This is a genomic window from Cetobacterium sp. NK01, from assembly GCF_024506395.1.
Taxonomy (GTDB): Bacteria; Fusobacteriota; Fusobacteriia; order Fusobacteriales; family Fusobacteriaceae; genus Cetobacterium_A; species Cetobacterium_A somerae_A.
Map to the genome: position 1 here is coordinate 256,472 of NZ_JANIBO010000001.1, position 26,895 is coordinate 283,366.

Annotated in this window: 22 protein-coding genes; 6 read left to right on the forward strand and 16 right to left on the reverse strand. The window is 26.8% G+C overall.

The window, feature by feature from the left end; genetic code table 11:
* Position 1 precedes the first annotated feature (1 nt).
* The 16 genes from NON08_RS01290 to NON08_RS01365 form a co-directional block, all read right to left on the reverse strand.
* Entirely contained in the window at positions 2-1,639 is a 1,638-nt protein-coding gene (locus NON08_RS01290) for a phosphoadenosine phosphosulfate reductase family protein (protein WP_256689728.1), read from the reverse strand.
* Between the two features lie 16 nt (positions 1,640-1,655).
* Positions 1,656-3,794 (reverse strand): DUF262 domain-containing protein, encoded by a 2,139-nt coding sequence (locus tag NON08_RS01295; protein ID WP_256689729.1) that lies wholly within the window; start codon positions 3,792-3,794, stop codon positions 1,656-1,658.
* Between the two features lie 17 nt (positions 3,795-3,811).
* Positions 3,812-4,342 (reverse strand): hypothetical protein, encoded by a 531-nt coding sequence (locus NON08_RS01300; protein ID WP_256689730.1) that lies wholly within the window; start codon positions 4,340-4,342, stop codon positions 3,812-3,814.
* 1 nt (position 4,343) lies between these two features.
* Entirely contained in the window at positions 4,344-6,389 is a 2,046-nt protein-coding gene (locus NON08_RS01305) for an AAA family ATPase (RefSeq protein WP_256689731.1), read from the reverse strand.
* The gene (locus NON08_RS01310) at positions 6,389-6,571 is read right to left on the reverse strand and encodes a hypothetical protein (protein WP_256689732.1); all 183 of its coding nucleotides are present in this window, start codon (positions 6,569-6,571) and stop codon (positions 6,389-6,391) included. The genes NON08_RS01305 and NON08_RS01310 overlap by 1 nt, the downstream gene beginning before the upstream one ends.
* A 12-nt stretch (positions 6,572-6,583) precedes the next feature.
* A complete protein-coding gene (locus NON08_RS01315) occupies positions 6,584-8,677 on the reverse strand; it encodes a DEAD/DEAH box helicase family protein (protein WP_256689733.1) in 2,094 nt (697 codons plus the stop codon).
* Positions 8,678-8,698: 21 nt separating this feature from the next.
* Positions 8,699-11,533 (reverse strand): hypothetical protein, encoded by a 2,835-nt coding sequence (locus NON08_RS01320; protein WP_256689734.1) that lies wholly within the window; start codon positions 11,531-11,533, stop codon positions 8,699-8,701.
* Positions 11,534-11,541: 8 nt separating this feature from the next.
* Positions 11,542-12,678 (reverse strand): aminotransferase class V-fold PLP-dependent enzyme, encoded by a 1,137-nt coding sequence (locus NON08_RS01325; RefSeq protein ID WP_256689735.1) that lies wholly within the window; start codon positions 12,676-12,678, stop codon positions 11,542-11,544.
* Between the two features lie 167 nt (positions 12,679-12,845).
* Positions 12,846-13,430: a hypothetical protein gene (locus NON08_RS01330; protein ID WP_256689736.1), complete on the reverse strand. Its 585-nt coding sequence runs from the start codon at positions 13,428-13,430 to the stop codon at positions 12,846-12,848.
* A gap of 95 nt (positions 13,431-13,525) precedes the next feature.
* The gene (locus tag NON08_RS01335) at positions 13,526-14,230 is read right to left on the reverse strand and encodes a queuosine precursor transporter (protein ID WP_256689737.1); all 705 of its coding nucleotides are present in this window, start codon (positions 14,228-14,230) and stop codon (positions 13,526-13,528) included.
* Position 14,231: 1 nt separating this feature from the next.
* Entirely contained in the window at positions 14,232-15,197 is a 966-nt protein-coding gene (locus NON08_RS01340; protein WP_256689738.1) for a nucleoside hydrolase, read from the reverse strand.
* A 160-nt stretch (positions 15,198-15,357) separates the two neighbouring features.
* Positions 15,358-15,669 carry a hypothetical protein gene (locus NON08_RS01345; RefSeq protein ID WP_256689739.1) on the reverse strand — a complete coding sequence of 104 codons (312 nt, stop codon included), beginning with the start codon at positions 15,667-15,669 and terminating at the stop codon, positions 15,358-15,360.
* Between the two features lie 19 nt (positions 15,670-15,688).
* On the reverse strand, positions 15,689-16,015 hold the full coding sequence (locus NON08_RS01350) for a cupredoxin domain-containing protein (RefSeq protein WP_256689740.1): 327 nt from the start codon (positions 16,013-16,015) through the stop codon (positions 15,689-15,691).
* Between the two features lie 43 nt (positions 16,016-16,058).
* Entirely contained in the window at positions 16,059-16,433 is a 375-nt protein-coding gene (locus tag NON08_RS01355) for a GNAT family N-acetyltransferase (RefSeq protein ID WP_256689741.1), read from the reverse strand.
* A 12-nt stretch (positions 16,434-16,445) separates the two neighbouring features.
* Positions 16,446-19,220 (reverse strand): EAL domain-containing protein, encoded by a 2,775-nt coding sequence (locus tag NON08_RS01360; RefSeq protein WP_256689742.1) that lies wholly within the window; start codon positions 19,218-19,220, stop codon positions 16,446-16,448.
* A gap of 16 nt (positions 19,221-19,236) precedes the next feature.
* Positions 19,237-19,458, reverse strand: coding sequence for a thioredoxin family protein (locus tag NON08_RS01365; protein ID WP_256689743.1), 222 nt, complete (start codon positions 19,456-19,458; stop codon positions 19,237-19,239).
* Positions 19,459-19,734: 276 nt separating this feature from the next.
* On the opposite strand from NON08_RS01365, the gene NON08_RS01370 reads away from it, so the two are divergent.
* From NON08_RS01370 to NON08_RS01395, 6 genes are all read left to right on the forward strand, one after another.
* Positions 19,735-20,784: a putative 2-aminoethylphosphonate ABC transporter substrate-binding protein gene (locus tag NON08_RS01370; protein WP_256689744.1), complete on the forward strand. Its 1,050-nt coding sequence runs from the start codon at positions 19,735-19,737 to the stop codon at positions 20,782-20,784.
* A gap of 151 nt (positions 20,785-20,935) precedes the next feature.
* Positions 20,936-21,913, forward strand: coding sequence for an ABC transporter ATP-binding protein (locus tag NON08_RS01375; RefSeq protein ID WP_256689745.1), 978 nt, complete (start codon positions 20,936-20,938; stop codon positions 21,911-21,913).
* Positions 21,904-23,625 (forward strand): putative 2-aminoethylphosphonate ABC transporter permease subunit, encoded by a 1,722-nt coding sequence (locus NON08_RS01380; protein WP_256689746.1) that lies wholly within the window; start codon positions 21,904-21,906, stop codon positions 23,623-23,625. Before NON08_RS01375 ends, NON08_RS01380 begins: the two co-directional genes overlap by 10 nt.
* Complete coding sequence (gene phnX, locus NON08_RS01385) at positions 23,625-24,431, forward strand: phosphonoacetaldehyde hydrolase (protein ID WP_256689747.1); 807 nt, start codon at positions 23,625-23,627, stop codon at positions 24,429-24,431. Before NON08_RS01380 ends, phnX begins: the two co-directional genes overlap by 1 nt.
* A 1-nt stretch (position 24,432) precedes the next feature.
* Positions 24,433-25,788 (forward strand): aspartate aminotransferase family protein, encoded by a 1,356-nt coding sequence (locus NON08_RS01390; RefSeq protein ID WP_256689748.1) that lies wholly within the window; start codon positions 24,433-24,435, stop codon positions 25,786-25,788.
* Positions 25,781-26,893: a 2-aminoethylphosphonate--pyruvate transaminase gene (locus NON08_RS01395; protein WP_256689749.1), complete on the forward strand. Its 1,113-nt coding sequence runs from the start codon at positions 25,781-25,783 to the stop codon at positions 26,891-26,893. The genes NON08_RS01390 and NON08_RS01395 overlap by 8 nt, the downstream gene beginning before the upstream one ends.
* The last annotated feature ends 2 nt before the right edge of the window (positions 26,894-26,895 follow it).

The following is a 26,895-nucleotide window of genomic DNA, read 5'->3' on the forward strand; positions in this document are numbered from 1 at the left end:
TTTACCTCTTTTTTATCTTTAATGCTGACGCAATTAAACAACCTGAATCAAATTTATCTATACATTTTAAACAATTCACACATTTCTTATCATCAATTATATATTTTCCATTACTTACATAAATAGCTCCTGTTGGACAAGCAGAATTACATCCCTGACAATATAAACAACTATTAAATTTATTAAATTGTTTTTGAATTTTATTAAATATGTATTTATCCTTACTTTTCATTATAGTTACTTTAACTTCATTATCATCATCTTTATACATCACTTTAAATAATGGATTATTTTTTCTATCTAAAATAATAAGCTCAGACATTCTATTTTTCCCCATAATTTTTAAAGTTCCAAATGGTTTAAAAAGTTGTACAAAATCTTCATTAACTGATTTGTTAAGAATAAATGTTTTTGAATTTTTTTCATTTACACATTCTTTAGATTCAACTAATATATCTGTACTTTTTTCTAATCCCTCTCCACCTTGTCTAGCTTTCCATTTTCCATCTTTTACATAATCTTCATAATCGATTTTCCCTATTTTTTTAGAAAAATCAACTAAAAATCTATACCATTTATCATACTCTTCCGAATTATAAATTGATGATAATAACTCTGACCAAGTTCCATTATTTGGACAAACCCAACAACCTACTCTTGCAAATCCTTGTCTATAAGAATCATTAAAATCTAAATTTTCAGATAATATATATAACCAAACATCTAAATCAGTCCAATCAATAATTGGAGATGCTACTATCTGTTTTAGAATTTTTGGACTTTGGGATACTTTTTTGTATTTTGATCTTGAGGCTGACTCCCCTCTTCTTAATCCTAAAAACGTTAATATATTTTCATCAAAATTTGCCAATGTTGTTCCCATAGGTCCTGTTTTAAAAATTGAGCAGCACCATGTTTTTACTCTACTTGGCGGGCCAATTTCTTCACACATTTCAAAAAAATTATTTTCCTCATTTCTCTCTTCAAAAAAAGGTGTAAAAGGATTATCTTCTTGAAATCTTTTTACATATTCATATGATTTAGGTAATTCTAAAGTTGTATCTCCAAATATATGTAAAATACTTGGATTATTTAATGCTAACCTAACTAAATGTGAAACTACTGTTGAATCTTTTCCTCCAGAAAAAGAAACTAAAGTTATTCTATCTTTATATTTTTCAAAAGTTTCAACTATAAAAGGTATTGCCCCAATAAATTGCCCCTCATTGTCTTTTGCTTCACTTTTTACAAGATAATTAAATCTATTTTTATTAGCTATTATAAAAGCTTCAAATATTTCTTTTTCTTTTTTTATATGTTCTTCAGTTATTGAAAATGATAAAATATTTTTTCTAACATTCTCTAACTCATCTTGTTTCATACTCTTGAATTTAGATGTCGGGACTACATCAATCATTTTCCCATCTACAATATATCTATTTTGTTTTGTTGCCCATACTGATTTTCCTAAAAAATTATTATCTAATTTTTGTGAAAATAAATTTATTAAAAGCCATTTTTCTTGTAAAAATACTGGCCTTAAATCCTTTGCTACTTCTAAGAAATCATTATTTTCTTCTAATATTAAAGGAATATTTTTTTCAAAGTCCCAATACATTTTTAAATCTTCATTTTTCATATTATTTCCTCTATTTCTATCTATCGCTTAATTGATGAAGTTCTCTTAATAAAGTATCTTTTATAGTGTTGTACCTTTCTTCTAAAACTCTTCTATAATATTCATCCAAATTCTCATTACACTTTTGATTTAAATTTCTATTTATCATTTGTCCTATTCTAGACATATCTTGAACATCACTCATATATTTATCAAACCCCATATCTCTTATTTTTCTATTAGCTTCTTTACTTATTAAAGTTCTATTTAATATACTATTTAATATATGTGTTTTATCATTTCTTATTTTAGAACTTAATTCTCCATATTTAGTTCCTGTTCCTAAAGGAATTAAATGATGATCTTCTAATTCTTTTGAACTTTCAGTTATTTCAAATGTTTTTAATTTTTCTGAATGGTTTCCAGGCAATAAATCATAAGGCTCTAGACTTAATATATAACCTAATAGATTTCTACTAACAGGACTCGGAGTTTTTGAATCGTTTAATAAAGTTTCTAAATCAGAATAACTTTCTACATTTAAAACCTTATCTATATTATCTTCTATTAATTCTTTTACTTTTAGATCATCTAATTTATTTAAGTTTATCCATTTATGAAGAGTTTTTAAATCTTCTACAGATCTTATATTTTGTCTTTCCCTAAATCTTCCTATAAATATCGATGTCCAATACCAATATTCAATCTTATCCCAAACTCTTTTATCTTTCCAATTATCATCATCAGATAAAATATATGCAATCGGTAATAACATTAGTTCAAATGATATGTTTCCTAATTTTATAACCCCTAGTCTATAGTTGGCAAATGCTAACGCTCTTAATAAAGATTTGATTGTCTTAGGGGTCAAACTATTAATCTGGTCCGTTGTCATTTCAAACATTTTATCTCTTTTTATATGATCTAACTTTAAGTTTAATGGATCTTCTACATGAGAAAAAATTGACATTAAGTTTAAATATTGATTTTTAAATCTTTTATTTAGTTCATCCTGACCTTCTATTACTCCAATATTTAATCCATTCCAAATAGTGTTTTCTTGAGGTAAAATATTCTTAGGAATATTAATTCCTTCTTCTACAAGTTTTTTTATTCTTTGAGTTAAAGATTCTAATTTTGAATCCTTAGCAGCTTTCGCTACAATCAAATCATAATTATCTAATGGTGTCCCACCTTTATTAATTGTTTCAAAAATTGCTATTCCTCTACTGATCTCATTTTTTTCTATCTCAATTACTGAAATCTCCTGCTCTATCAATTTATCTAGAAAATTAGTAATTTTTGTTTTCCACTCAGCTGCCAAGGCTGATTTTAGATTACTTTTCCTCTCATCAAATTCATCTAAAACCTCTTCGTCGTTCAATTCTGGATCGATATCCTTAAAATAATATTTTATTTGCTTTATTTTTTCTTCTTCTTCATATTCATCAATTTCATCTACTATTTCATCAGCTCTTTTATTGGCTATTTTTTCTACAACTTTATTTTGTAAATTTTTCCCTTCATTTAGACCAAATAAAGGTATTAATTTTTCTTCACTACAAAGATTTGCAAACTCATTAACTTTAGCTGCTTCACTTACTTTTTGAAAACTATATTTTGGATGATACCATATAGTTTTAGTTGATATTTTATTTGTTGTTTTGTCATTTATTTTATAATCTTGTATAAAATCGATGATTTCACTCGGAGTATATTTCCTCAAATTTTCACAACTAAAATCTAAGTTTTCATATCCAAAAATATCTTGATTTTCAGAATCTCCACTCTGAACCTTTAAAAACCATCTATTTCTTATTTTTCCATAAGTACTAGAATATTTCTTTTCCCACTCCCCTTTATTTTCTTCGTTAAATTTAAAAAGATCTGTAAATATGGCTTTTAAAGTCGACATTCTTTGTTGTCCATCTAATAAATATAAACACTCATCTTTAGCCTCTTCTACTTCATCTGAATAACATAGTTTTCTATAATTAAAATCACTTGAAGTACCTTTTAATAATAGAATACTACTTATTGGTAGTTCAACTAAAAATGTTGCAAGTAGTTCTTTTTGTTGTTTAGAATCCCATACAAATTCTCTTTGAAAATTTGGAAGAATAAGCTTTTTTTCCTCTTCTTCTTGAAATATTTCCCTTAGTTTTTTTACTTTCAATTACTTATCCCCCTAAATTATACGATTATTTTCATGACCTCGTTTATTTCTCTCTCTTCTCTTTCCTCATCAAACATATTCTCTAAAAAATTTTCTGGACTTTCTAAAAAATCCTCAAAGTTTCTTATATATCCTTCTCCATCTTTTGTTAATATCTCTTTTAACTTTTCTATTCCTAAACTGGCACAATTATTAAATATATCTACTATTCTTTTATTGTCTAATATATCTTCAATACTATTATTTAAAGATAATGCTACTGAATATATTAAATGGTAATATTCACTAAAATCAACTGGTGATAAAGGTCTAAATTCTTTTTTTACTAAACTATGTTTTTCAATTTTTAGAGGTTGATTTGAATATAAATTAAATCCTATTAATGCTGCTAACACATATATATCTTTTTTTGTATCAAAGAAACCATCTCCTCTTTGATTTAATAACTCATTATATATATTATCAAATTCCTTTTCGTAACCAAATCCATTTAGTTCATTACTCACTTCTCTTCTTTTTCTTATCTCTTCTTGAAATAGTTCATTCATATTAAATCTCCTCTTTTATTCTTGTAACATCATATCTTTTGTCTATTCCTGTTCTTCTTTCATTTTCTAATGTATATATCTTCCCTATTTTATCTTTAACAACATTTTCTATTGTAGAATTCCATTGTCCTGATGAAACCATTACAATGACCTGCTCCGATAAAATTGGTAACATTTTAGTAAAGTCCAATCTATAGTCATTATCTAAATCACCATATGGAGCATCTAACACTAAAGGGTATATTCCACCATCACAATCTAACTCAGACTTATTTTTTTCTTTATTTAATTCCTTTGCGTAATAAACTAATCCTCCAATAAAGCTTAAAGCTTTATTTTTTGCTTCTCCCTTTGACGTTCCAGCTTCTTTCCCATCTGTATCAAAAACTTTGAATTCAAAATTTTCTGTCAATTCAACACTATATCTCTTTTTATTTATTCGAGAATAAACCTCTTCTATTTTATGCTTTAATCCTTCTCTTCCTTGAGCTTCTTTATATTTTTTCAAAGTTTCAAGATTTAACATTATTTTTTCTGCAAAATCTCTTTTTATTCTTGCTCTTTTATTTTTTGTATCTCTTTTCTCAGCCTCTACTTTTTCAATTCTAACTGAAGTTAATTCTTTTTCAATTCTTTCTATCTCTAATTCTAAAGCTCCTATTTTTTTATGAAGATTATTTTTTATCTCATCCTTATTCGTAATTGTTGTTTTTATATTTTGCAACTCAACTTGAAGATCATAATTAGATTCTTTTAATAAAACATCTAACTCATCTTCAATACTATCTATTTTATTTTGAATCTTATTATTTTCTAATTTTATCGAATTTATAATTTCTAGAAAATTCTTTTGTTCTCTATTTTTTAACATAAAATATACTTCACTTACTTTTTCTCTATTCTCTTTTGTTGCAGCATTTTCTAATTTTGCTACTATTTTAGCATAGTTATCCGTATGACTAGCTAATGATGCTCCGCATATACACTCTTTTAGATTTAGTAATTCTTCTAAAAATTCTTTCTCATATCTTGACGGTATTTCTCCTTTCTCTTTTTTTCTTTCAATTACTCTAAAACCATTTTTTAATATTTGAGATGAAATAATCTCAACACCTTTTAATGATAAAAATTGTTCATATCTCTTTTGAATTAGCTCTTTCGAATTTTCTTGTTGTTTTTTATCAGCTTGTAAAAACTCAACTCTTTTTTTATTTTTTTCATCTTCCTGACTTATCATCATGAGCTCATTTACTTTATTATTTAACTCTTCTTTTTCTATATCTATAACTTCAATTTCTTTTATTATTTCTGCTTTTGTATCTAATTTACTTTTATATTCATTCTCTATTGCGCTAACTTTTTTTTCTAAATCCACAATATTTTTATTAGAACTATTGCTTTCAGAATATTCTTTCTCTAGCTCTTTGTAAACTTTTGATGTATCTAAAACAGCATTTTCTAAACTTTTTATTCCTAATACTCTGTTTATAGATTCTTCGATTGCTTCTATACTTTCTTTTTTTGCTTTCTTTTGATTCTCTTTTTCTGGAGCTATTTTTTCTAATCTTTCTCCATCAACAAAAAAATTAATTTCTTTCGGTAATAAACGATTTATTATCTCCTGACAATGTATAGCTGAATTCTCACTTGTTATTTTCCCATCTCTAGATTCTATATCCAATCTTACACCTTTAAATATATCGTTCTCAAAACTTATTTCTCTTGTTATTTTGTATTCTTGCTCTATACTATTTTCTGACACTTTTCCAACTATATTTAAAATTACTTTAGCTGACACTTTATTTTTATTTTCATCTAAATATTTTTTATTTACAAAACTACTCGCTCCAAATTTTTTAGGATCTGCTGATGTTAAATCTAAATTCCCTCCATATAATCCCCATTTAATAGCTTCTAAAAGAGTTGTTTTTCCAGAACCATTCTCAGCTTTTAAAAGCGTTATATTTTTTTCTCCACTACAAAACTCTAATTTTACTTTTCCATAATATGGTCTAAAATTTTCTAAGATTATACTTTTAAATATCATTAGTCGCTCCACTCCATTGAATATTGTCCGATTATCTCTTTAATTTCTTTTACTGTCACAGCACTTTCTTTTTTAATTAATCTATCTGGATTATTCTCTAATTTGATTATTGCAATTATTGTATTTTGCTCATTTTTACTTAAGCTTGCAAAGAATTCTTGTCCTTTTGATTTTGCACTCATTCTATCCTCTCCTCATATTCCATAAAACTCTTTTATTTTTTTTAATTCATTTTCATTTCTATTTTTATTTAAAGCTAACGAATTATATTCTTGAAGTCTTTTTAATTCACCTTCGACTAATTTTTTTTCATAGTTAAAATTAGAGTCCTGTATAGGTTCATAATTTTCATAGCTTCTAGGAACTATTAAAAAATCATGTATTTCTGCTATATCTTTACCACTGGCTTTTCTTAATATTCTTCCTCTTCTTTGAACATATTCTCTATAATTCCCTGTACTTCCCAAAATATAAGCTCTTTCTATTGACGGAATATTTATTCCCTCATCTAAACATTTTATAGCTACAACTGCATTTATATCTTTTTTAACAAATTTTCCAATTACCTCTTCTCTCTCCTCTTTAGATTCCTGAGATGTAAATTTCATAAGTTTAAAATTTAATTTTTTCGATATGATATCCATTGTTTTATCTATAAACTTTTGTTCGGTATCCTCATACTCACTTTTACTTTTTCCAGCTCCAACATATATAAGATTATTAAAACTATCTTCATCAATAATTTCTAACAATTTATCTATTTTATTGCTCGTTAAATTTAATAATCTAGCTCTTTTAAATAAAAGCATCTCTAAAGGAGTTGACTCTTTTTTCTTATCCTTTATATTTGAAGATTTAGAAAAACTCATTGAAGATATTTTTTTACTCAGCTCTATATATTCTCTCTCTTCATCCTCTGTTAAAGTTACAAAATAAGGATAATATTTGTAATTTGTTAAAAATTCACCTTTTATAGCATCTTCTAAAGAAAATTGAAAAACAACATTTCCTAAATATTTTTCTATAATTTCATTTCCTTTTTGATCTCCTTGTCTATCTGGTGTAGCTGATAATCCAAGCCTCAGAGATATTTTTTTTAATTCTTCTTTTTCTAAAAACTCTTCAAAACTAGAACTTCCAATATTATGACATTCATCTACTACGATCATAATCTCCTTTTTGATTCTTCTTACTGCTCTCAAAAAAGAGATATTTTGTAATGTCTTATTTGTCACAACTGCAACTACAACATCTTCTTGATTTTCATTTAGTAAAAATAGTTTTCTATTTATTTCATCTTTCCAATTTTTATTTTCTGAATTACAAATTATAGATTTTATTCCAAATTCTTTAATTTCCTCTGACCACTGTCTTACTAAATATGTTTGAGGACAAACTACTATAAAAAACATTCTTTTTTCTTTAGATATTTCTGTCATTATATTCAAAGCTGTTAATGTTTTTCCACTTCCAGTCGCCATTTCTAATATTCCTTTAAAATTATTATTTTTCCAATTTTTAAAAGCTTCACTTTGATACTCTCTAACTATTAACCACTCTGGTTTAGATAAACCTTTTAATAAGTTTTTTTTATATTTTTTATTTAAAATTACTTTTATTTCTTCATCTGTTGGAGCTTTTGAAATTATATTTTTTTTGATTGCTTCGCTTAAATCAATTACTTCGATTTTATTTGTTTCATTAGCCCAAAGTTTTTCAAAATCCTTCTCTTTATTTTCTACTCTTTCCAAATCTTTTTTTCCATCTAACGATGAATAAACATCTATCGATTCAAAATTTCTACTCATTCCTCCAATAGTTTCATTAACTGATCCTGAAAAAGCTATCTTATTATTTTTTATATCTCTAAATATCCCAAACTTCTCATGATAAATTCCAAAATGATTTTTTTGATAAGCTATCTTTAATTGAAGTATATTTTTACTAAGTAACCAAGAAAATATCTTTGTAATATCTTCTTCTTTTCCAGAATAAAATTTTTCCAATTCTTTTTCTATTTTCAAATTAATTACTTCTATATCATCTAATTTTTTTATAGTTTCCAAATCTTTTTCAGATAATTTAGGAGACGTTACAACTCTCATTAAACCATTATTTTTTATAAGATTTTCTACTCCTTCTAACAATAAGCATAAACTATCACTTGTAAAATATCCTACAGCTCTATCATAAGAAATTGAATTTTTTAAACATTTTTCAAAAAAATCACAATAAATATCATCATTATCACTTCTATACGATGTTTTTAAATCTAATATTTCAAACATTTCTATTTTTCCCTTTCTTTATTAGAATAATATATCTGCAATAGTTTTATCTAATTCTACTTTTAAATCGCTATCTTGTACTTCTTTATCTTCAATAACTTTTAAATTTTTAATCTTTAAATTATTCTTACTCTCATGTATCTTTTTTATTAAAGGATATAATTCTGAATAATTATTTTTTATAATTTGATATTGACTTTTATTTACTTCTAAATTATTTTCAATATATTTTCCTAAAGTAAATATCTTTTTTCTTAACCATTCACTTATATTTCCATCTTTCTTAGACAAATCATAAAGCTCATACCAATCATTTGCACTATAATTTTCTAAATCATTAAATGTTATTTCCTCTTCTAATAAATTTACTTCTAGTGGAATTTCATTAATTTTTTTATTTAAGGAGTTATCTACTTTTTGAACCTTATCTTTATACATATCCTCTATAAGTTTTTCATAAAATAATTCTATTTTTTCCAAACTCATATCTGTTAATGGTAACTTTAATTTTAATCTTGTCATTATATTTGAAAAATCTCTTTCTTGAGATGGTTTTAAGATTTTTCTTTTTTTACCCTCTATATAAATTTCTTTAAAATCAGATTCTGTGAAATTTCTTAATAATGGAATTAAATCATTTTTATTTTCTAAAAATTTTTCATAATCACTCCATTTACCAACTAATCTAAGCTCCTTTTTATTTTCTTGTATTTCATTTTCTTTTAAATCTATTTTAATTTCTTCTAATACATCTTCTTTTTCTTTTATTACTTCTTTTTGTTCAACTTTATTAAATAGAGTTTTATGGTATCCTTCCATAAATTTTATGTATAATTCATTTATTTTATCAGTATTTAATTTTGATAATGGAGTTCCCCATTTTAACCAAGTTATTACAGTTAAAATTTGTCTCTCATCAAATGTATTAAAAATATTTTTTTCTTTCCCTAAAGAAACAATTTTTCTAAAATCATTTTCTGAAAAAGTAGATAAATATTCACTTAACCTATCTTTATTTTTTAAATACTCATTGTAATCTGTACAACTCCATGTACTAGACCTTTCAATTGAATCTACCATTACTTTTTCTTTCTCTAAATTACTTTTACCTTCTTGCATCTTTAATAACTCTTTTGACACTCTTGCTTTTTCTATTTTTTCTTCAGTTATTTTTTTCTCTAAATTTTCTATCTTTATTTTTAACTCTTGGCATTTTAACCCTAACATCTCTTTTTTTAACAGCTCTTTTTCTAATTCCTTCTTCTCTTCACACAACGAAACTATCTCTTTTGATAGTTTTTCTTTTTCTTCTTTTTCCACTTCATTAACTTTTTTTAATTCTTTTAATTCTTTTTCTAAAACATTTTTTTCTTCTCCTACTTTTAACACTTCTTCTGATAATTTTTTCTTTTCTACTTTATCTTTAGTTGATTTTTCCGTTAAATCTTCTAATGTTAATTTAAGTTCTTGGTATCTTAACTCTAACGTTGCTTTTTTTAACAGCTCTTTTTCTAATTCTTTCTTCTCTTCACACAACGAAACTATCTCTTTTGATAGTTTTTCTTTTTCTTCTTTTTCCACTTCATTAACTTTTTTTAATTCTTTTAACTCTTTTTCTAAAACATTTTTTTCTTCTCCTACTTTTAACACTTCTTCTGATAATTTTTTCTTTTCTACTTTATCTTTAGTTGATTTTTCCGTTAAATCTTCTAATGTTAATTTAAGTTCTTGGTATCTTAACTCTAACGTTGCTTTTTTTAACAGCTCTTTTTCTAATTCTTTCTTCTCTTCACACAACGAAACTATCTCTTTTGATAGTTTTTCTTTTTCTTTTTTTTCCACTTCATTAACTTTTTTTAATTCTTTTAACTCTTTTTCTAAAACATTTTTTTCTTCTCCTACTTTTAACACTTCTTCTGATAATTTTTTCTTTTCTACTTTATCTTTAGTTGATTTTTCCGTTAAATCTTCTAATGTTAATTTAAGTTCTTGGTATCTTAACTCTAACGTTGCTTTTTTTAACAACTCTTTTTCTAATTCTTTCTTCTCTTCACACAACGAAACTATCTCTTTTGATAGTTTTTCTTTTTCTTCTTTTTCCACTTCATTAACTTTTTTTAATTCTTTTAACTCTTTTTCTAAAACATTTTTTTCTTCTCCTACTTTTAACACTTCTTCTAATAATTTTTTCTTTTCTACTTTATCTTTAGTTGATTTTTCCGTTAAATCTTCTAATGTTAATTTAAGTTCTTGGTATCTTAACTCTAACGTTGCTTTTTTTAACAGCTCTTTTTCTAATTCTTTCTTCTCTTCACACAACGAAACTATCTCTTTTGATAGTTTTTCTTTTTCTTCTTTTTCCACTTCATTAACTTTTTTTAATTCTTTTAACTCTTTTTCTAAAACATTTTTTTCTTCTCCTACTTTTAACACTTCTTCTGATAATTTTTTCTTTTCTACTTTATCTTTAGTTGATTTTTCCGTTAAATCTTCTAATGTTAATTTAAGTTCTTGGCATCTTAAATCTAACGTTGCTTTTTTTAATAGCTCTTTTTCTAATTCTTTCTTCTCTTCACATAATAATTTTTTTTCATTTTCTAATTCTCTTTGGATAATTTTAATTTTTATTAATTCATCTTTTTGATTCTCATTTTCAATTTTCAAATTTTTCATATCTTTATCTTTCATTTGAATTTTTTCTTTTAAACTTTCAAAATTCTTTAACTCTTCTTGTAAAATCTCATTATTTTTTAATATACGAGCAAGTTCATTTTTTAAAAAATTACATTTTTCTATTGATTCATCTAAATCTTCTTCCAACTTTTTATCTCGAAACAACTCTTTCAATATTTTCATAGCCTCTCCTAAAATATACTTTCTAAAACCTCTGTTAGTTTGTATAAATCCTCTTCATCATTAAAATATCCAACTGATAATCTTAAAGTTCCGTTTTTATCGGTCTCCATATGTTTATGGGCTAAAGGAGCACAGTGAAGACCTCTTCTCGTTATTATTCCCCCATCATTAAAAATATTTTCTAATTCTTGTGGGGTATAATCATTAGCTTCTATTGAGATAACTCCAACATTATTTTCTCTATCTGATAAAATTTTCAAATCATATGAATATTCTTCTAAAAGATCATATAAATCTCTTATGTTTTTCTGCTTTTTATTTTTTATATTTTCTATCCCAATTTTCAAAAGTTCATCAGTTGATATCTTAAGACCAATTATCCCTAATATATTTGGACTTCCCGCTTCAAATCTCTCTGGAAGCTCCTCTGGCATGTCTTCATCTTCAGAATTAATTCCTGTACCACCATATAATAGTGGTTTTAGATGAACATTTTTATTATAGATATATCCTCCTATTCCTGACGGCCCATATAAATTTTTGTGTCCTGCAAAAACTATAAAATCTGAAGAAATAGAGATTTCTGAAAAATCTAAAACTCCTCCAGTTTGCGTTGCATCTAAAATTGTTATAGCATCATATTTTTTTCCCTCTTCAAATATATCTTTTACTGGTAAAATATTTCCAAAAACATTTGATGCATGATTACATATTATTAAATCTGGTTTTTTTGACATAAATTGAAGTTTCATATTTTCAAAATCTAAATCAAATCTATGAAATTTTAAAACTTTTATATCTATATTTTTCTCTTTTATAACTCTTTTTAAAACTCTATAGACTGAATTGTGTTCAAAAGGTGATATGTAAACTGTTTTTATATTAGTATAATCTAATCCCAATATAATTTCGTTTAATGAAAATGTAGCAGATGAATTTAGTATTACTTCATTTTTAGTCTTAAATATTGTTTTTATATTTTTTATCAAATTCTCTTTTATAGATTTTGCATCTTTACTTTTTTCTGAGTTATTTCGTGAAAAATTAACTCCATACTTTTCATAAATATTCATAGTATCCTCATAAAAATTTTTAAATTTAGGATAAGATGTTGATGCATTGTCAAAATAAGTTATATTTTTCATTATTTTCTCCCAATAAAGACAAAAAAGGACTAATTTTTGATAAAAATTAGTCCTTTAATCTTTTTTATATTTTTTCTAAACTTTTCTATTTAATTTTTATCATCTTTAAAACACTATTTTTAGCACTATTATAGCACTAAATGATAAAAATTAATACCTAAAATTTTTTATTTTTTTATTCTTTTTAAAATTCTATCTTTTAAATCAATATCTTTCTCTATCTTTTTATTAGTAAGTCTTTCTAAAGCAGATAGATTTCCATAACGACAGATATCATTCATCTCGCTTTCTGTAAGAGTACTTGTTGTTTTTGACATCAACTCTTGAAAACGTCTTTTATTAGATATAAATTCTTCTATGCAACTTTCCTCTTTCGTAGAGAACAGATTATAAAAATCACTTACATAATCTTTAGGAGCAACATATGGATTTTCATTTGGAATAAACATAATTCTCATGTTAGATCCTCTAGTTACATGATGTAAAGTTTTATCTGGTGCTTCCCAAACTGCAAAAGCTTGTTTTTCAAAAAGAATATCTGACTCTAAAATCGATACTCCATATACAATTTTTCCACCGTGTAAGTCTATATATTTTGCAACAGTTTCAAAAGAATCATTAATATTGTATTTTCTTATTTGAATATTATGATCTAATTTACGAGTTAAAAAAACATAATTTTTAGAATGGATAAATTGTTCTAATTCATTGTAAATAACTTCTGGACAGTTTAATTTTGAGTGAGATTTCATTATTGCCTCCAAAAAAATCAAATATTTTTTGATTTTACTTATATTATACCCCGTATAAGAAACATTTACAACAAATGATTGAATTTAAAACTTTTTTAACACAAACTCTTCTTTGAATCCATCTTAGTTGCTAAATATAAAAACGGTGTATCCATAGCTGCAACTATCCATTTTAATATATATGTGCTTAAAAATATCTCAAACATAACTTCAAAAGAGAAAATTCCAGTAAAAGCTAAAGTTGTAAATAAAATATTATCCACTAGTTGACTTACCATAGTACTTCCATTGTTTCTAACCCATAGATGTTTTGGAAACTTCTCTTTTAAAACCTTATATAAATATATGTCCACATGTTGAGATATTGCATAAGACACAAGTCCTACTATCATAAATCTTGGAAATAATCCAAAGATTGATTTTAGATTACTATGCATTTCTAATCCGTCAGCTTCTGGAGTAAACATAAGAGCAAAGTTTATCATAAATGCTATAACTATATTAGTAAAAAATCCTATCCAAATAGCTTTCTTAGCCTCTTTTTCTCCATATTTTTCAGAAAGTATATCCGTAACTAAAAATGCACTGGCATAAGGTATATTTCCTAGTGAAGCATGCAGACCAAAAAGTTTAACTAAAACCATTACCTCAACACTTGCTATAAACATAGATATTGGAATCCAAATAAAAAGTCCCGTTTTTCCAAAACATTTATAAGCACCTAAAACTATTATAAAACTTAAAAATAGTTTTATTATCCATAACATCTCATTTTGTAGTAACATTCCATTCATCATCATATTAATACCCCTTTAACACTATTTCATTATCTTTTTTATTTTCAGGAAAAACTCTATTAAAGAAAAGCTCAAAAAATCTTTTCTCATCTACCTCTGTATTTATAAATACATTTGGTGTTTTTCTATAAAAATCTCCAATATCTATAAGTGTTTGCCCAATAGCTCTTCCATTTTCAACACATTCTAAGTGAGTTAAAACTCCATTACATAGATTTGGTTCTATAAAATAAGCTACTGCTAAAGGATCGTTTATAACACACCCCAAAGTTCTTTCTTGCATCCAATGAAAGTCAACATAAAATCCTGTTATATTATAAATAAAATCAGCTATTTCATTTTTCATCAGCTTTAAATACTCTCTATAGTTCGGCGTTAAAACTATTTTTCTAGTTACATCTAGCGGAATAAGTTCTATTGGCTTATCTATGTTTTCAAAAACAATATTTACTGATTCTGGATCTACCCAGTAGTTAAATTCAGCTACTTGTGAACAATTCCCATTAGTTCTAAAAGCACCTCCCATGGAAACAATTCTTTCAGCTCTTTTTAAAATATCTTTTTCTCTCTCCACAGCCTTTGCTAAATTTGTCATTGGACCTAATGCTATTATAGATATGTCATCACTGTCTTTTAAAGTTTCAATAAGATAATCCACAGCTCCTAATTTAATGGTATCTTTTGGAATATTAACTTCTGGTAAAATATCTCCAACTCCATCATCTCCATGAGTATCTTGAGCTGTTACTAACTCTCTTTTAATCGGATTATTATCTCCTAAGTAAATAGGAATATCCTCTCTTTTTAGCAACTTTAAAACTCGATAAGCATTAACTCCTCCAATTTCCACTGGAACATTTCCAGCACAAATAGTAATTCCAATAACATCTAGCTCTGGTGATTTCAGTGCTAAAATAAGTGCCAGTGAATCGTCAATTCCTGGATCACAATCAATAATTATTCTTTTCATAACCTCTCCCTTTTTGGGCTCCATGCAAATAAAAAAGGCTAGAATAAACCTAGCCCTTTTGCTGGTTTTTTTTACAGATGGATCTCCCAAACATCTTTTTTTATAAATTTAATTCTCAAAAAGTATATCATCTCTTTTAGAATTTTTCAACTAAATATAGTTACAGCTTTATAATATAAAATTTTACTCCATTTACTACAACTGTATCCTCTTTTTTTCTATTAATTTTATCAAATTTACTATGAGTATATCTTCTCGCTAATTTAGCTGGATAATCTTTTGAAGTTTTAATAGATATTAACTCAATTGTGCTCAGAAGCTCAACTCTGTCACTTGATACTAAATAATCATCTGTACCATGTGAAAATAAAACTCCTTTATAATAACCATCTGGCTTTATCATTTTAAAATTAAAATTCTTTCCTGTTTGTTTTACTATATATTGCCCTAAAGCAGATATTTTTTCCTTCATTTTTACCTCTTTTATATTTTTATTCTACTTTTATTTTTAAAAGCATTTTTTTATGTCCTGATCCACATGGAACTGTACATTTCCCTGTATAATCTCCAACTTTAGTAGGTTTTATCTCCACTGATTCTGGCTTTCCTGGAGATGCTTCTAGATTAAATCCTAGCTCTTTTGACCCAAGTCCATGATCGCCATCTTTACTTACTAAAGTTAATTTTACAGGTTCATCTTTTTTTAAAACAATCTCTTTTGGCTCATATCCCCAATCATAAGCTACAATTTGAATCTCTTTTCCTAAAAGTGTTGCTGATAAAAGTGTACATAGTCCTAAAATTTTAAATATCTTCATTTTTTACCTCCTAAACTTAAAATAAGTTAAAAGGTATTACCATCTAAATCTCTTTTTTCATTTTTTCGCAAAATGTTTTTGCTTTTAAACTGCTTTCATCTATATCTAACTCTATTTTTTTTATAGAGTTATCCTCTTCAGATAAGTGAGTTAAAATAAAATATCCTAACCCCCTATTTTGATATTTTGGACAAATAAAAAGTTTTTTAACTTTAAATGTTCCACAATTATCTTGCTCTTTTAAAAATATTGCACCAATAATCTCTTTTTCTAAAAAAATAACTTTTCCAACACTATTTTCTGCTATATTTTTAAAATCTTCATATGTTTCTTTTATTAAACTTCTTCTAAATGCATTTCTATTTATGTTCCAAAGAATATTTAAATCTCCTGCTTTAAACTCTTTAATTTCTATCATTTTCTCTCTCCTTTAAATATTTTTTAGTTTCCTCTGCGGTTTACCAAAATAATATCCTTGACCGTAGCTAACACCTATTTTTTTTAAAAATTCAAATTGCTCTTTTTCTTCTATCCCTTCTGCTACAACTTTAAGCTTTAAACTTTTTATCATATTATTCAAACCTAAATAAACATTTTTTCCTCTTTCACTGTCGTCATTAATACTTGAAATTAAAGACTTATCAAACTTAACGACATCTATTGGAAGAGTTGTAAGTAAACCTACTGTTGAATATCCCGCTGTAAAGTCATCAATAGATATATAAATTCCCATTTTTCTAAATTTATTTAATTTTTCTACAACATCCTCTACATCCTCTAAAAATGTACTCTCTGTTATCTCTATTTCAAGATTGTCTCCGCTTAAAGAATATTTTCCTAACAAATCAAATATATACTTTACAACATCTTTTCTCTTTAAAGTCTCAATAGACATATTAAAAGACATTCTAAAATCTTTCTCTATTAATTTCTCTGTAAGAAGTTCTTTAGTCTTTTTTATAGCCTCTTCTGCTATTTTATAGTCAATTTTATAAATTAAACCCAAAGTTTCACTTATAGGAATAAATTCATCTGGATATATCTGACCTAATAATTTATTCTCCCATCTTGTCAAAGCCTCTGCACCTATTATTCTACCATTTTTCAAATCATATTTTTCTTGAAATACTGGATAAAACTCTGTATCAATAGATATATTCATCATATTTTCTATTATTTTTTTTCTTTTATTTATTTTTATAAAGTCATATGTAGCTTCCTCTGACCAATTCTTTTTCATTTTCTTTGCTGAATACATTGCAAGATCTGCATACTTAAAAGCATAACTCATAGAGTCCTTCTCTCTTTTTATATAATATCCCAGGCTAAATGATATATTATATTTTTTCATCAATTCTGAATTTTTAAAAAGAGTTTCTAATTTTTTTATTTTAAATTTTATGTTCACTGAATAACAAGAGAATATATAAAACTCATCTCCTGAAATTCTAAAGATATAATCATTTTTAAAAGAGTCTTTTAAAAGTTTTCCAACTTCCACTAAAACTTGGTCTCCGTAGTCATGTCCATATGTATCATTTAAAGTTTTAAAATTATTTAGGTCCAAAAGAAGAGTACATCCTGACAAATTACTATTCTTTTTGCAAAACTCATTAAAAAGCCTTCTACTATAAAGACCTGTTAATTCATCTTTCAATAGTTCATTATTTTTCTTCTTATGTATTATAACTTTAAAACTTTGGTAAGCTACTAGTATAAGTAAAATCAAACAGCTTGAAATGACTAAACTGATTAATTTTTTATGTTTTTCTTGTTCATGTAATATCTCTTTTTTTCTATTTAAATCCGATATCTTTAAAATGTCTTTTAAATCAACCATTTCCAATATAGCTTTATTTAAAATATCCCTTAAAACTACCTTATCTTTAGCCAAGGCAAGATTTATTGGCACACTTTCAAATATTTTAATATTATATTTTATTTTATCATAAATATCTGAATTTAATGATAGTATTGCTGTTAATCTATTATTTTTTAAATCTGCAATCATTCTATCTCTATTTGAATAAACTTTAATACTATCTTTTAAATAGTGATCTTTAGCAACACTTTCTTCTATAGAATTTTTTATAACACCAATTTTTCTTTTCTTTAAAGAGTTTTTTAAATTTTCTATTTGATAAACATTTAAATCATATATTTTTTTAGTAAATATAAACTTTTTTTCCCTTTCTGCTGTTTTAGAAAGAGTGAGTATATTTACCTCTCCATTATTAAAACTTTCATAGACATTTGTCCATTCTAATTTTTTTAAACTCTCCTCTTGAACTATATTAATACCTAACTTTTTAAATAAACAATTTAATAAACTTGGTAAAACTCCAACATATTTTTTATCTTTAAAAGAATAACTACTTACATTTTCAATATTTCCATAAGCTATTTTTAAAGGACTTAAATTTTCTAAGTAATATTTCTCTTCCGCTGTTAAGGAGTTTAAAAATTTATTTTTAAAGACAAACTCTCTACGTGCTTTTAACCAATCATCTATTCTTTTGTTATATTTTTCCTCTAATGCTTTATCTATTATATCTTTTAATTTTTCATGCTCTTTTCTTATTGCTATTGATGTTTCTGGAAGTCTACTTATATTTAATTTATTAGACTCTCCAACTGCGTTTAAGTTTGTATCTGCTATATATTTTACATTTTGTGTATTCACATCATCAACACGTATTATTTTCATATTATAAAGTTCATTTTTTCTTTTATATCTTTCTAAAAACTTTTCATAAATTGTATTTTTAGTTACATATACCTCTACTTTATTTAAATCTTCTGGTGCATTTAGATTTTTATCTTTAGATATTACAACTAGCTCTTCATCTAAAATTTTATTTGAAAAAACTGCAAACTTTTCTCTATTTTCAGTTTTAGTTAAAAAATTTATTATGTCTATATTATGATTTTTAAACTCATCATAAATTGTATTCCAATTTCCTTTTTTTATTTCTATATTAAGTTGTAAATAATCCCTCAATAATTCCTCTATAATATCATTTAACGATTCATTTCCTATTTTATCATCAGCAAAATAATCATTTTTTATTCCTAATATTAATTTTTTTTCTCTTATCTTTTCAAGATATTTTTTCTCGCTTTGATTTTTAGGAATATATATGTCCATTGAGACTATAAATTTAAAAATTAAAAAGAAAACTAACAGTATTCTTTTTATAATCATGTATCCCCCTTAAAAATTATAAGATTTTTTCTAAAAATTTTTCAAGTTCATTTTTTATTTCAGAAATAGAAAAAAATCTTGCTCTTTTTAGTATCTCTATCCCATCATAATAAATAATTAAAACAGGTGTTATAAAAACTAAGAATTCTCCTGCCACTTCAGGATTCTTTTTTATATCTATTGGAAAAAATTTAGAATTTTTATACTCTTTAGAAAGCTCCTCTAACCTAGGGAGCATAACACCATCAACTCAGCAACTTTTCGTTTCATCATAGATATATACAAATCCAAATTTCTCATTTTTCATATCTTTATAGTTCATATTCCCCTCCCTATAAATGATTTAATAGTTTTTTCTTTAAATTATATCTTGATTTCCATTTTTTTTCTAGAAAAAACTAAAAATTCCTTTCTATTTTTTATTTTTTGGTTTTACTTGTCTTTTACCTGTTTTTTATTTTACCTTTACACTCATGCTTTATAATACTATTAAATTTAAAAACGGGGTGATTTTATGACATTTAATAAAAAAATATTGGGTTCATTAGTTTTAACAACACTTTTAACTAGTTGTGGTTCTTCTGAAAAACCTGTATCTAAAGAAAATAAAACAAAGGAGATCACAGTTTATACTGCTTTAGAAAATGAGCAAATTCCTGAGTATCTTCAATCTTTTAAAGAGCAATACCCTAACATAAAACTTAATATTGTTAGAGAATCAACAGGTGTTATCGTTTCAAGAGTTTTAGCTGAAAAAGATAATCCACAAGCTGATGTTATCTGGGGAACTGCTGCTACTGGTCTTTTAGTTTTAGATGAAGCTAATCTTTTAAAAGAATATTCTCCAAAAGATATTGAAAAAATAAATCCAAAATTTAAAGATAACACAGGTAAAGATCCTAAATGGGTTGGAAACAATGCTTGGATGACAGCTATTTCAGTTAATACTATTGAAATGAAAAAACTAGGACTAGAGGAACCTAAAAATTTCTCAGATCTTTTAAAACCTGAATATAAAGGTTTAATCTCTATGCCTAACCCAGCTTCTTCTGGAACTGGATTTCTAACAGTCTCTGCTTTAGTTCAACTTTTAGGAGAGGAAAAAGCTTGGGAATATATGGCTAGCTTAGATAATAATATGGGTGTTTATACTCACTCAGGATCTAAACCTGCTAAAACAGCTGCATCTGGAGAGTATCCAATTGGAATATCTTATGGATATCCTGGAATAAAAATAAAAAATGATGGAGCTCCTATAAATGTTTATTTCCCTAGTGAAGGTTCTGGTTGGGATTCTGAAGCTAATGCTTTAATAAATAAAAAGAATATCAAAGATGAAGCTAAGGTATTTTTAGATTGGGCTATCTCTGAAGATGCTATGAAAATGTACGCTAAATCTTATGCTATTGTTTCTAGAGATATCAATGTTGCTCCACCAAAGGGATTTCCTGAAAATCCTATCACTCAACTAATTGCTAATGATTTCTCTTGGGCTGCTGCTAACAAAGAGCGTATTTTGACTACTTGGGAAACAAAATTTGGTTCTAAAACTGAGAAAAAATAATATCTTTTTTATAAAGCTACAGAGAAATCTGTAGCTTTTTATTTTTTACAATTTCTTAACCTTTGTTTTACTCTTAGTTTACTTGGTTTTAATTTGTTTTTAACTTAGATGATGTAATATATCTTTAGATGATGAAAACGAGGAGGAGTTAATGAGTTATTTAAAGATAAAAAATGTTGAAAAAACTTTTGGTAAGTTTAAAGCATTGAACAATATAAATTTTGAAATAGAAAGAGGAGAGTTTATCTGTTTTTTAGGTCCATCTGGTTGTGGTAAAACAACACTTCTTAGAATTATTGCTGGACTTGAAAATGTCGATAGTGGTGAAATTTTTTTAAAGGATGAAAACATTACAAAAAAGCATCCAGCTAAGAGAAATATGTCAATCGTTTTCCAATCTTATGCTCTTTTTCCAAATTTAACAGTTGGAGAAAATATTGCTTACGGAATGAAAAATAAAAAAATACCAAAGGATATAATTCAAAAGAAAATAGATGAGTCACTTGAGCTTGTTGGTTTAAGAGGTCAAGAGAATAAATATCCAAATGAACTTTCAGGAGGTCAGCAGCAAAGAGTTGCACTTGCTAGAGCAATCTCTTACTCGCCAGATATTCTTTTGTTAGATGAGCCTCTTTCAGCTCTTGATGCTAAAGTAAGAGAAAAACTTAGAAATGATATAAAAAATCTTCAAAAAAAACTTGGAATTACAACTATAATGGTTACTCATGATCAAGAGGAAGCTCTTTCAATGTCAGATAGAATAATCGTTATGGATAATGCTAAAGTTGTTCAAGTAGGAACACCTCAAGATATTTATGAGAAGCCAGCTAACAATTTCATTGGAGATTTTATTGGAAAAGTTAATAAGTTTGAAATCAATGGAACAAAAGTTATGGCTAGACCAGAGGATATCTCTCTTGCTGATGAGCAAACAGATAACTTCTTTATGGGAACATTAGAGTCTTGGGAGTATATGGGATCGTACTATAGATTAAAAGTTAATAAAAAGAACTACATTATTGAAGTTGATATCTGTAGAAATAAAATTGCTCATATTCCATTAAAAAAAGATCAACACATCTTTCTTAAAGTTGAAAGAACTTTAGGAGGAGGAGTTGAATGGAGCTAGTTTTTAAAAAAACTGAAAAACTTCTTTCAGAAAAAGTTAGAGATATTATCGTTTGGGGAATTGCAATCTTTTTCGTTGTTACTCTTCTTTTTCCACTTATCTCTTTAAGTATAAAAGCAACAGAGGACAATGCTGGAAACTTCATTGGTCTACAAAATTTTATTCAATATCTTACTAGCCCTGGAGTAGTATCCTCATTTTTCAATACAGTTAAAATAGCAACTTTAACTATGGTTATAACTTTAATTTTGGGATTTGGTTACTCTTATGGAATGGCTAGAAGCAATATAAAGGGAAAAGGTATTTTAAAATTTTTAATTCTTCTACCTATATTTGCTCCAACTATGCTACATGGTATCTCACTAGTTTATCTATTTGGAAGAATGGGAGTTATAACTACTGGATTCTTCGGTAGATTTCCTAATCTTGCAACAGATATAAATCTATACGGTTCAACTGGTATTGTAATTAGTGAAGTTATATATACTTTACCTCAAGCTTACTTAATTATCTCTATGGCACTACAAAATAGTGACTATAGACTCTATGAAGCTGCTAAAACTCTTGGAACAAGTAAAGTAAAGCAATTTTTTACAATAACTCTTCCATCTTGTAAATATGCTGTTTTTTCCACAGCTACAGTTTCTTTTATTCTTGCATTCACTGACTTCGGAGCACCTAAAGTTGTTGGTGGAAACTATAATGTTTTAGCTACAGATATTTATAAGCAAGTTATTGGACAACAAAATTTAGGAAGAGGTGCAGTTGTTAGCATTCTTCTGCTTATTCCTGCAGTAATCTCATTTTTCTTTGAAAAATCTTTAGAGAAAAAACAAAGAGATACCTTTAATGCAAAATCTATGAACTATCGAATTGAAAATTCAACTGGTAGAGATATTTTCTTCTACAGTTTCTGTTGGTTTATTGGTCTTGGTATATTAGGACTTTTTATTACAGCAGGTGTCGCTTCTTTTGTTAAGATGTGGCCATATAACTTTGAACTTACTTTAAATAACTATAAATTCTTTGACTTTAATGGTGGAGCTTTCCATTTTTATAAAAACTCAATAACTATAGCAATATTATCATCTATCTTTGGAACTATTATTGCATATCTTGGAGCATATATATGTTTAAAAACTGAGAGTTTAACTAAGCTTAGAAATGTTATTAAGTTTTTCGCAATAGTACCTTTAGCCCTTCCAGGAATGGTTTTAGGTTTAGGATATATCTTTTTCTTCAATATGAACTACATTAGAATTCCACTAATTGGTTGGGTAAATAATCCATTCAATAGTTTATATGGAACTCTTTGGATTTTAGTTCTTGTAAACATTGTTCACTTTTTCTCAGTTGCCTTTATGACAGCGTCAACATCTTTGAAAAAGTTAGATAAAGAGTTTGAAATTGTATCTCTATCTATGGGTGTTCCTTGGTATAAAACATTTTTCAATGTAACTCTACCACTTACTAAACACACTATTGGAGAGATATTCATATATTACTTTGTAAACTGTATGACTACAGTTTCAGCAGCTGTTTTCCTATATACTTCAAAAACAACTCTTGCATCTATTGCAATGGTTAACCTTGATGAAGTTGGAGATCAAGCTAAAGCAGCAGCAATGGGAATTTTAATTGTTGGAACAAATCTTTTAGTAAAAACAATTTATGAAATAATTAAAAAAAGAAATTTTGGGAGGAATAAATAATGAGAAAAGAGATTAAGGCAGTTATATTTGATTGGGCAGGTACTACAGTAGATTATGGATGTTTCGCACCACTTGATGTTTTTGTTCAAGTTTTTAAAGAGATTGGTATTGAGATTACTTATGAAGAAGCTAGAAAACCTATGGGAATGTTAAAAATAGATCACATAAAAGCACTATTAAAGATGGAAAGAATACACTCTTTATGGTTAGAAAAATTTAATAGAGATTACACTATGGAGGATATTAACTCTTTATACGAAAGATTTGAAAAAGTTTTATTCGCTTCTTTAGAAAACTTTTCTGAACCTGTTCCTGGAATGTTGGATCTTCAAAAAGAGTTAAGAGAGAGAGGATTAAAAATTGGAAGCACAACTGGATATACAAAAGAGATGTTAGATATTGTTGCTCCAAAAGCTAAAGCTTTTGGATACTGTCCAGATTTTAGAATCACATCAACTGAAGTTCCTGCTGGTAGACCATATCCATATATGATTTATCAAAATATGATTACCTTAGCAATTCCAAATAGGAACTCTATTATAAAAATTGGAGATACAACTGTTGATATGAAAGAGGGTAAAAATGCTGGTGTTTGGACTGTTGGTATCTTAAAGGGTGGAAGTGAACTTGGTCTTTCACAAAAAGAGGTTGAAACTATGGACCATGCTCAGTTAAAAAAATTAATGGATGCAACTGCAAAGAGATTATACTCTGCTGGAGCTGACTATGTTGTTGAGCAAGTTGGTGATTTACCACATATAATTGATGTTATAAATGCTAGAATGAATTCTGAAGAGGTTATTTAAAATGAATAAAATTACATCTGAAGGGGATGTGAATACCTCTTCAAATCGTAAAAATTGGCAAGATAAAAATATAAACTATGAAACTAGTTGTGTTCTTAGAGATGATGAAGATATCTTTCTTCATCAATCTCTTTCAACTCCTTGTTTAAATGTTTTAAAAAAATCTAAGGGTATCTACCTAGAAGATATCTCTGGAAAAATCTATATGGATTTTCATGGAAATAATGTACACCAAGTTGGATTTGGAAATGAAGACGTTAAAAATGCCATTATTAATGAGATGGAAGAACTTCCATTTTCTCCTAGAAGATATACAAATAACTCTGCTATAATTTTAGCTCAAAAGCTTTCTGATAAAACAAATGGTGTTTTAAATAAAGTTCTATTTTCACCAGGAGCAACCTCTTCTATTGGAATAGCAATGAAACTAGCTAGACTTGTAACTAGAAAAGATGGTTTTCTATCTTTTTGGGACTCTTTCCATGGAGCTTCAATAGATGCTATCTCTTTAGGAGGAACTGCTCATTTTAGAAATGGTATTGGAAGTCTTCTAACTGGGTGCGAGCATTTAATCCCTTATAATAGCTATAGACCCATTTTTGATGAAGATACTTTTTTAACTATTTTAGATTATACTTTAGAAAAGCATGGAGATATTGCAGCTTTTTTTATGGAAACTATTAGAAATACTGAAGTGGAGATTCCATCATATAAACTTATGAAAGGAATAAGAGATATCTGTACTAAACACAATACCCTTTTAGTTTTAGATGAAACTGCAATTGCTATGGGAAGAACTGGAAAATTCTTCGCCTTTGAACACTATGGTATTGACCCTGATATTGTTGTCATTGGAAAAGGACTTGGCGGTGGAATATTTCCAATCTCTGCTCTTTTAACAAAAGATGAATTTAATATTGGTCAATATACATCTTTAGGACACTATACTCATGAGAAATCCTCTGTTGGATGTGCTGCTGCTAATGCTGCCATAGATTTTATTGATAACAATAATATTTTAGAAAAAACATCTAATATGGAGAAATTTATTTTAGATAGATTAAATATATTAAGAAATAAATATGAAATTATCGGTGATGTAAGAGCTATTGGACTACTCTTTGCAATTGAACTTGTAAGAGATAGAAAAACAAAAGAAAAAGCTGAATCTGAAGCTGATAAAATTCTTTATAATTGCCTTGATTTAGGTCTTAGTTTCAAAGTTTCTAGTGGAATATTAACACTATCACCACCACTTATTATTGAAAAACATGAACTTGAAAAAGCTCTTGAAATTCTTGAAAAAAGCATAAAAATTGAAAATATAAAACTATTTGGAGGAAACAACAATGAATAACAATAACTTAACAGATAAACCATATATTCTTTTAACACCTGGGCCACTTACAACATCTTCTGGAGTTAAATCAGCTATGCTTAAAGATTGGTGTACTTGGGATAACGAGTATAACTCTTTAGTTCAAGATATGAGAAAAAGAGTTTTAGATGTTGCTGAAGCTGGAGATGACTATACTATGATTCCTATGCAAGGAAGTGGAACTTTCTCTGTTGAGGCTGTTTTGACTAGTGTTATTGGAGAGAATGAAAAAGTTTTAATTCTTTCAAACGGTGCATATGGAGATAGAATGAAAACTATTTGTGATACAGCAAAAGTTAAAAATACTATCTATAAAATTGAACAAACTGAAACTTATGATCTATCTCATTTAGAATCTATTTTAAAGGAAGATAAAGAGATTACTCATGTTGCTGTTGTTCACTGTGAAACTACATCAGGAATTTTAAATCCAATTAAAGAGATTGGAGTAATTGTTAAAAACCACAATAAAACTTTTATAGTTGATGCTATGTCTAGTTTTGGGGGAATTCATTTTAGCATTCCTGAGTACCAAATTGATTTTTTAATTAGTTCATCTAACAAATGTATCCAAGGAGTTCCTGGTTTTGGATTTATTATAGCTAGAAAATCTGAACTTTTAAAATGTGAAGGAAAGGCTCGTTCTCACTCTTTAGATATATTTGATCAATGGAAAGTTATGGAAAATGGAAATGGAAAATGGAGATTCACTTCTCCTACCCATGTTGTAAGAGCTTTTTATCAAGCCCTTTTAGAATTAGAAGCTGAAGGTGGAGTTAAAGCTAGAGAAAAAAGATACACAGAAAACCAAGATAAACTTGTTAAAGGTATGGACACTCTTGGATTTAAAGCTATTATCACTTTAGAAAAACAATCTCCTATTATAACTACATTCTATGCTCCAAATCATCCTGATTATAAGTTTGAAAATTTTTATTCAAAACTTAAAGAGCAAGGATTTGTTATATATCCTGGTAAATTAACAAAAGAGGAGAGTTTTAGAATTGGTAATATTGGAGAGGTTTATCCTACAGATATTGATACTTTAATCAACTCTATCAAAAACTCTATGTTTTGGAGATAATA

What these genes read in the sequence shown, in the direction of transcription:
- NON08_RS01345 (WP_256689739.1), bottom strand. Translation starts at nt 15,669, where the DNA reads ATGAAGGAAAAAATATCTGCTTTAGGGCAATATATAGTAAAACAAACA.
- NON08_RS01305 (WP_256689731.1), bottom strand. Translation starts at nt 6,389, where the DNA reads ATGATATTTAAAAGTATAATCTTAGAAAATTTTAGACCATATTATGGA.
- NON08_RS01390 (WP_256689748.1), top strand. Translation starts at nt 24,433, where the DNA reads ATGAATAAAATTACATCTGAAGGGGATGTGAATACCTCTTCAAATCGT.
- NON08_RS01335 (WP_256689737.1), bottom strand. Translation starts at nt 14,230, where the DNA reads ATGATGATGAATGGAATGTTACTACAAAATGAGATGTTATGGATAATA.
- NON08_RS01360 (WP_256689742.1), bottom strand. Translation starts at nt 19,220, where the DNA reads ATGATTATAAAAAGAATACTGTTAGTTTTCTTTTTAATTTTTAAATTT.
- NON08_RS01315 (WP_256689733.1), bottom strand. Translation starts at nt 8,677, where the DNA reads ATGTTTGAAATATTAGATTTAAAAACATCGTATAGAAGTGATAATGAT.
- NON08_RS01290 (WP_256689728.1), bottom strand. Translation starts at nt 1,639, where the DNA reads ATGAAAAATGAAGATTTAAAAATGTATTGGGACTTTGAAAAAAATATT.
- NON08_RS01380 (WP_256689746.1), top strand. Translation starts at nt 21,904, where the DNA reads ATGGAGCTAGTTTTTAAAAAAACTGAAAAACTTCTTTCAGAAAAAGTT.
- NON08_RS01340 (WP_256689738.1), bottom strand. Translation starts at nt 15,197, where the DNA reads ATGAAAAGAATAATTATTGATTGTGATCCAGGAATTGACGATTCACTG.
- NON08_RS01320 (WP_256689734.1), bottom strand. Translation starts at nt 11,533, where the DNA reads ATGAAAATATTGAAAGAGTTGTTTCGAGATAAAAAGTTGGAAGAAGAT.
- phnX (WP_256689747.1), top strand. Translation starts at nt 23,625, where the DNA reads ATGAGAAAAGAGATTAAGGCAGTTATATTTGATTGGGCAGGTACTACA.
- NON08_RS01325 (WP_256689735.1), bottom strand. Translation starts at nt 12,678, where the DNA reads ATGAAAAATATAACTTATTTTGACAATGCATCAACATCTTATCCTAAA.
- NON08_RS01350 (WP_256689740.1), bottom strand. Translation starts at nt 16,015, where the DNA reads ATGAAGATATTTAAAATTTTAGGACTATGTACACTTTTATCAGCAACA.
- NON08_RS01375 (WP_256689745.1), top strand. Translation starts at nt 20,936, where the DNA reads ATGAGTTATTTAAAGATAAAAAATGTTGAAAAAACTTTTGGTAAGTTT.
- NON08_RS01370 (WP_256689744.1), top strand. Translation starts at nt 19,735, where the DNA reads ATGACATTTAATAAAAAAATATTGGGTTCATTAGTTTTAACAACACTT.
- NON08_RS01395 (WP_256689749.1), top strand. Translation starts at nt 25,781, where the DNA reads ATGAATAACAATAACTTAACAGATAAACCATATATTCTTTTAACACCT.
- NON08_RS01365 (WP_256689743.1), bottom strand. Translation starts at nt 19,458, where the DNA reads ATGCTCCCTAGGTTAGAGGAGCTTTCTAAAGAGTATAAAAATTCTAAA.
- NON08_RS01355 (WP_256689741.1), bottom strand. Translation starts at nt 16,433, where the DNA reads ATGATAGAAATTAAAGAGTTTAAAGCAGGAGATTTAAATATTCTTTGG.
- NON08_RS01300 (WP_256689730.1), bottom strand. Translation starts at nt 4,342, where the DNA reads ATGAATGAACTATTTCAAGAAGAGATAAGAAAAAGAAGAGAAGTGAGT.
- NON08_RS01310 (WP_256689732.1), bottom strand. Translation starts at nt 6,571, where the DNA reads ATGAGTGCAAAATCAAAAGGACAAGAATTCTTTGCAAGCTTAAGTAAA.
- NON08_RS01330 (WP_256689736.1), bottom strand. Translation starts at nt 13,430, where the DNA reads ATGAAATCTCACTCAAAATTAAACTGTCCAGAAGTTATTTACAATGAA.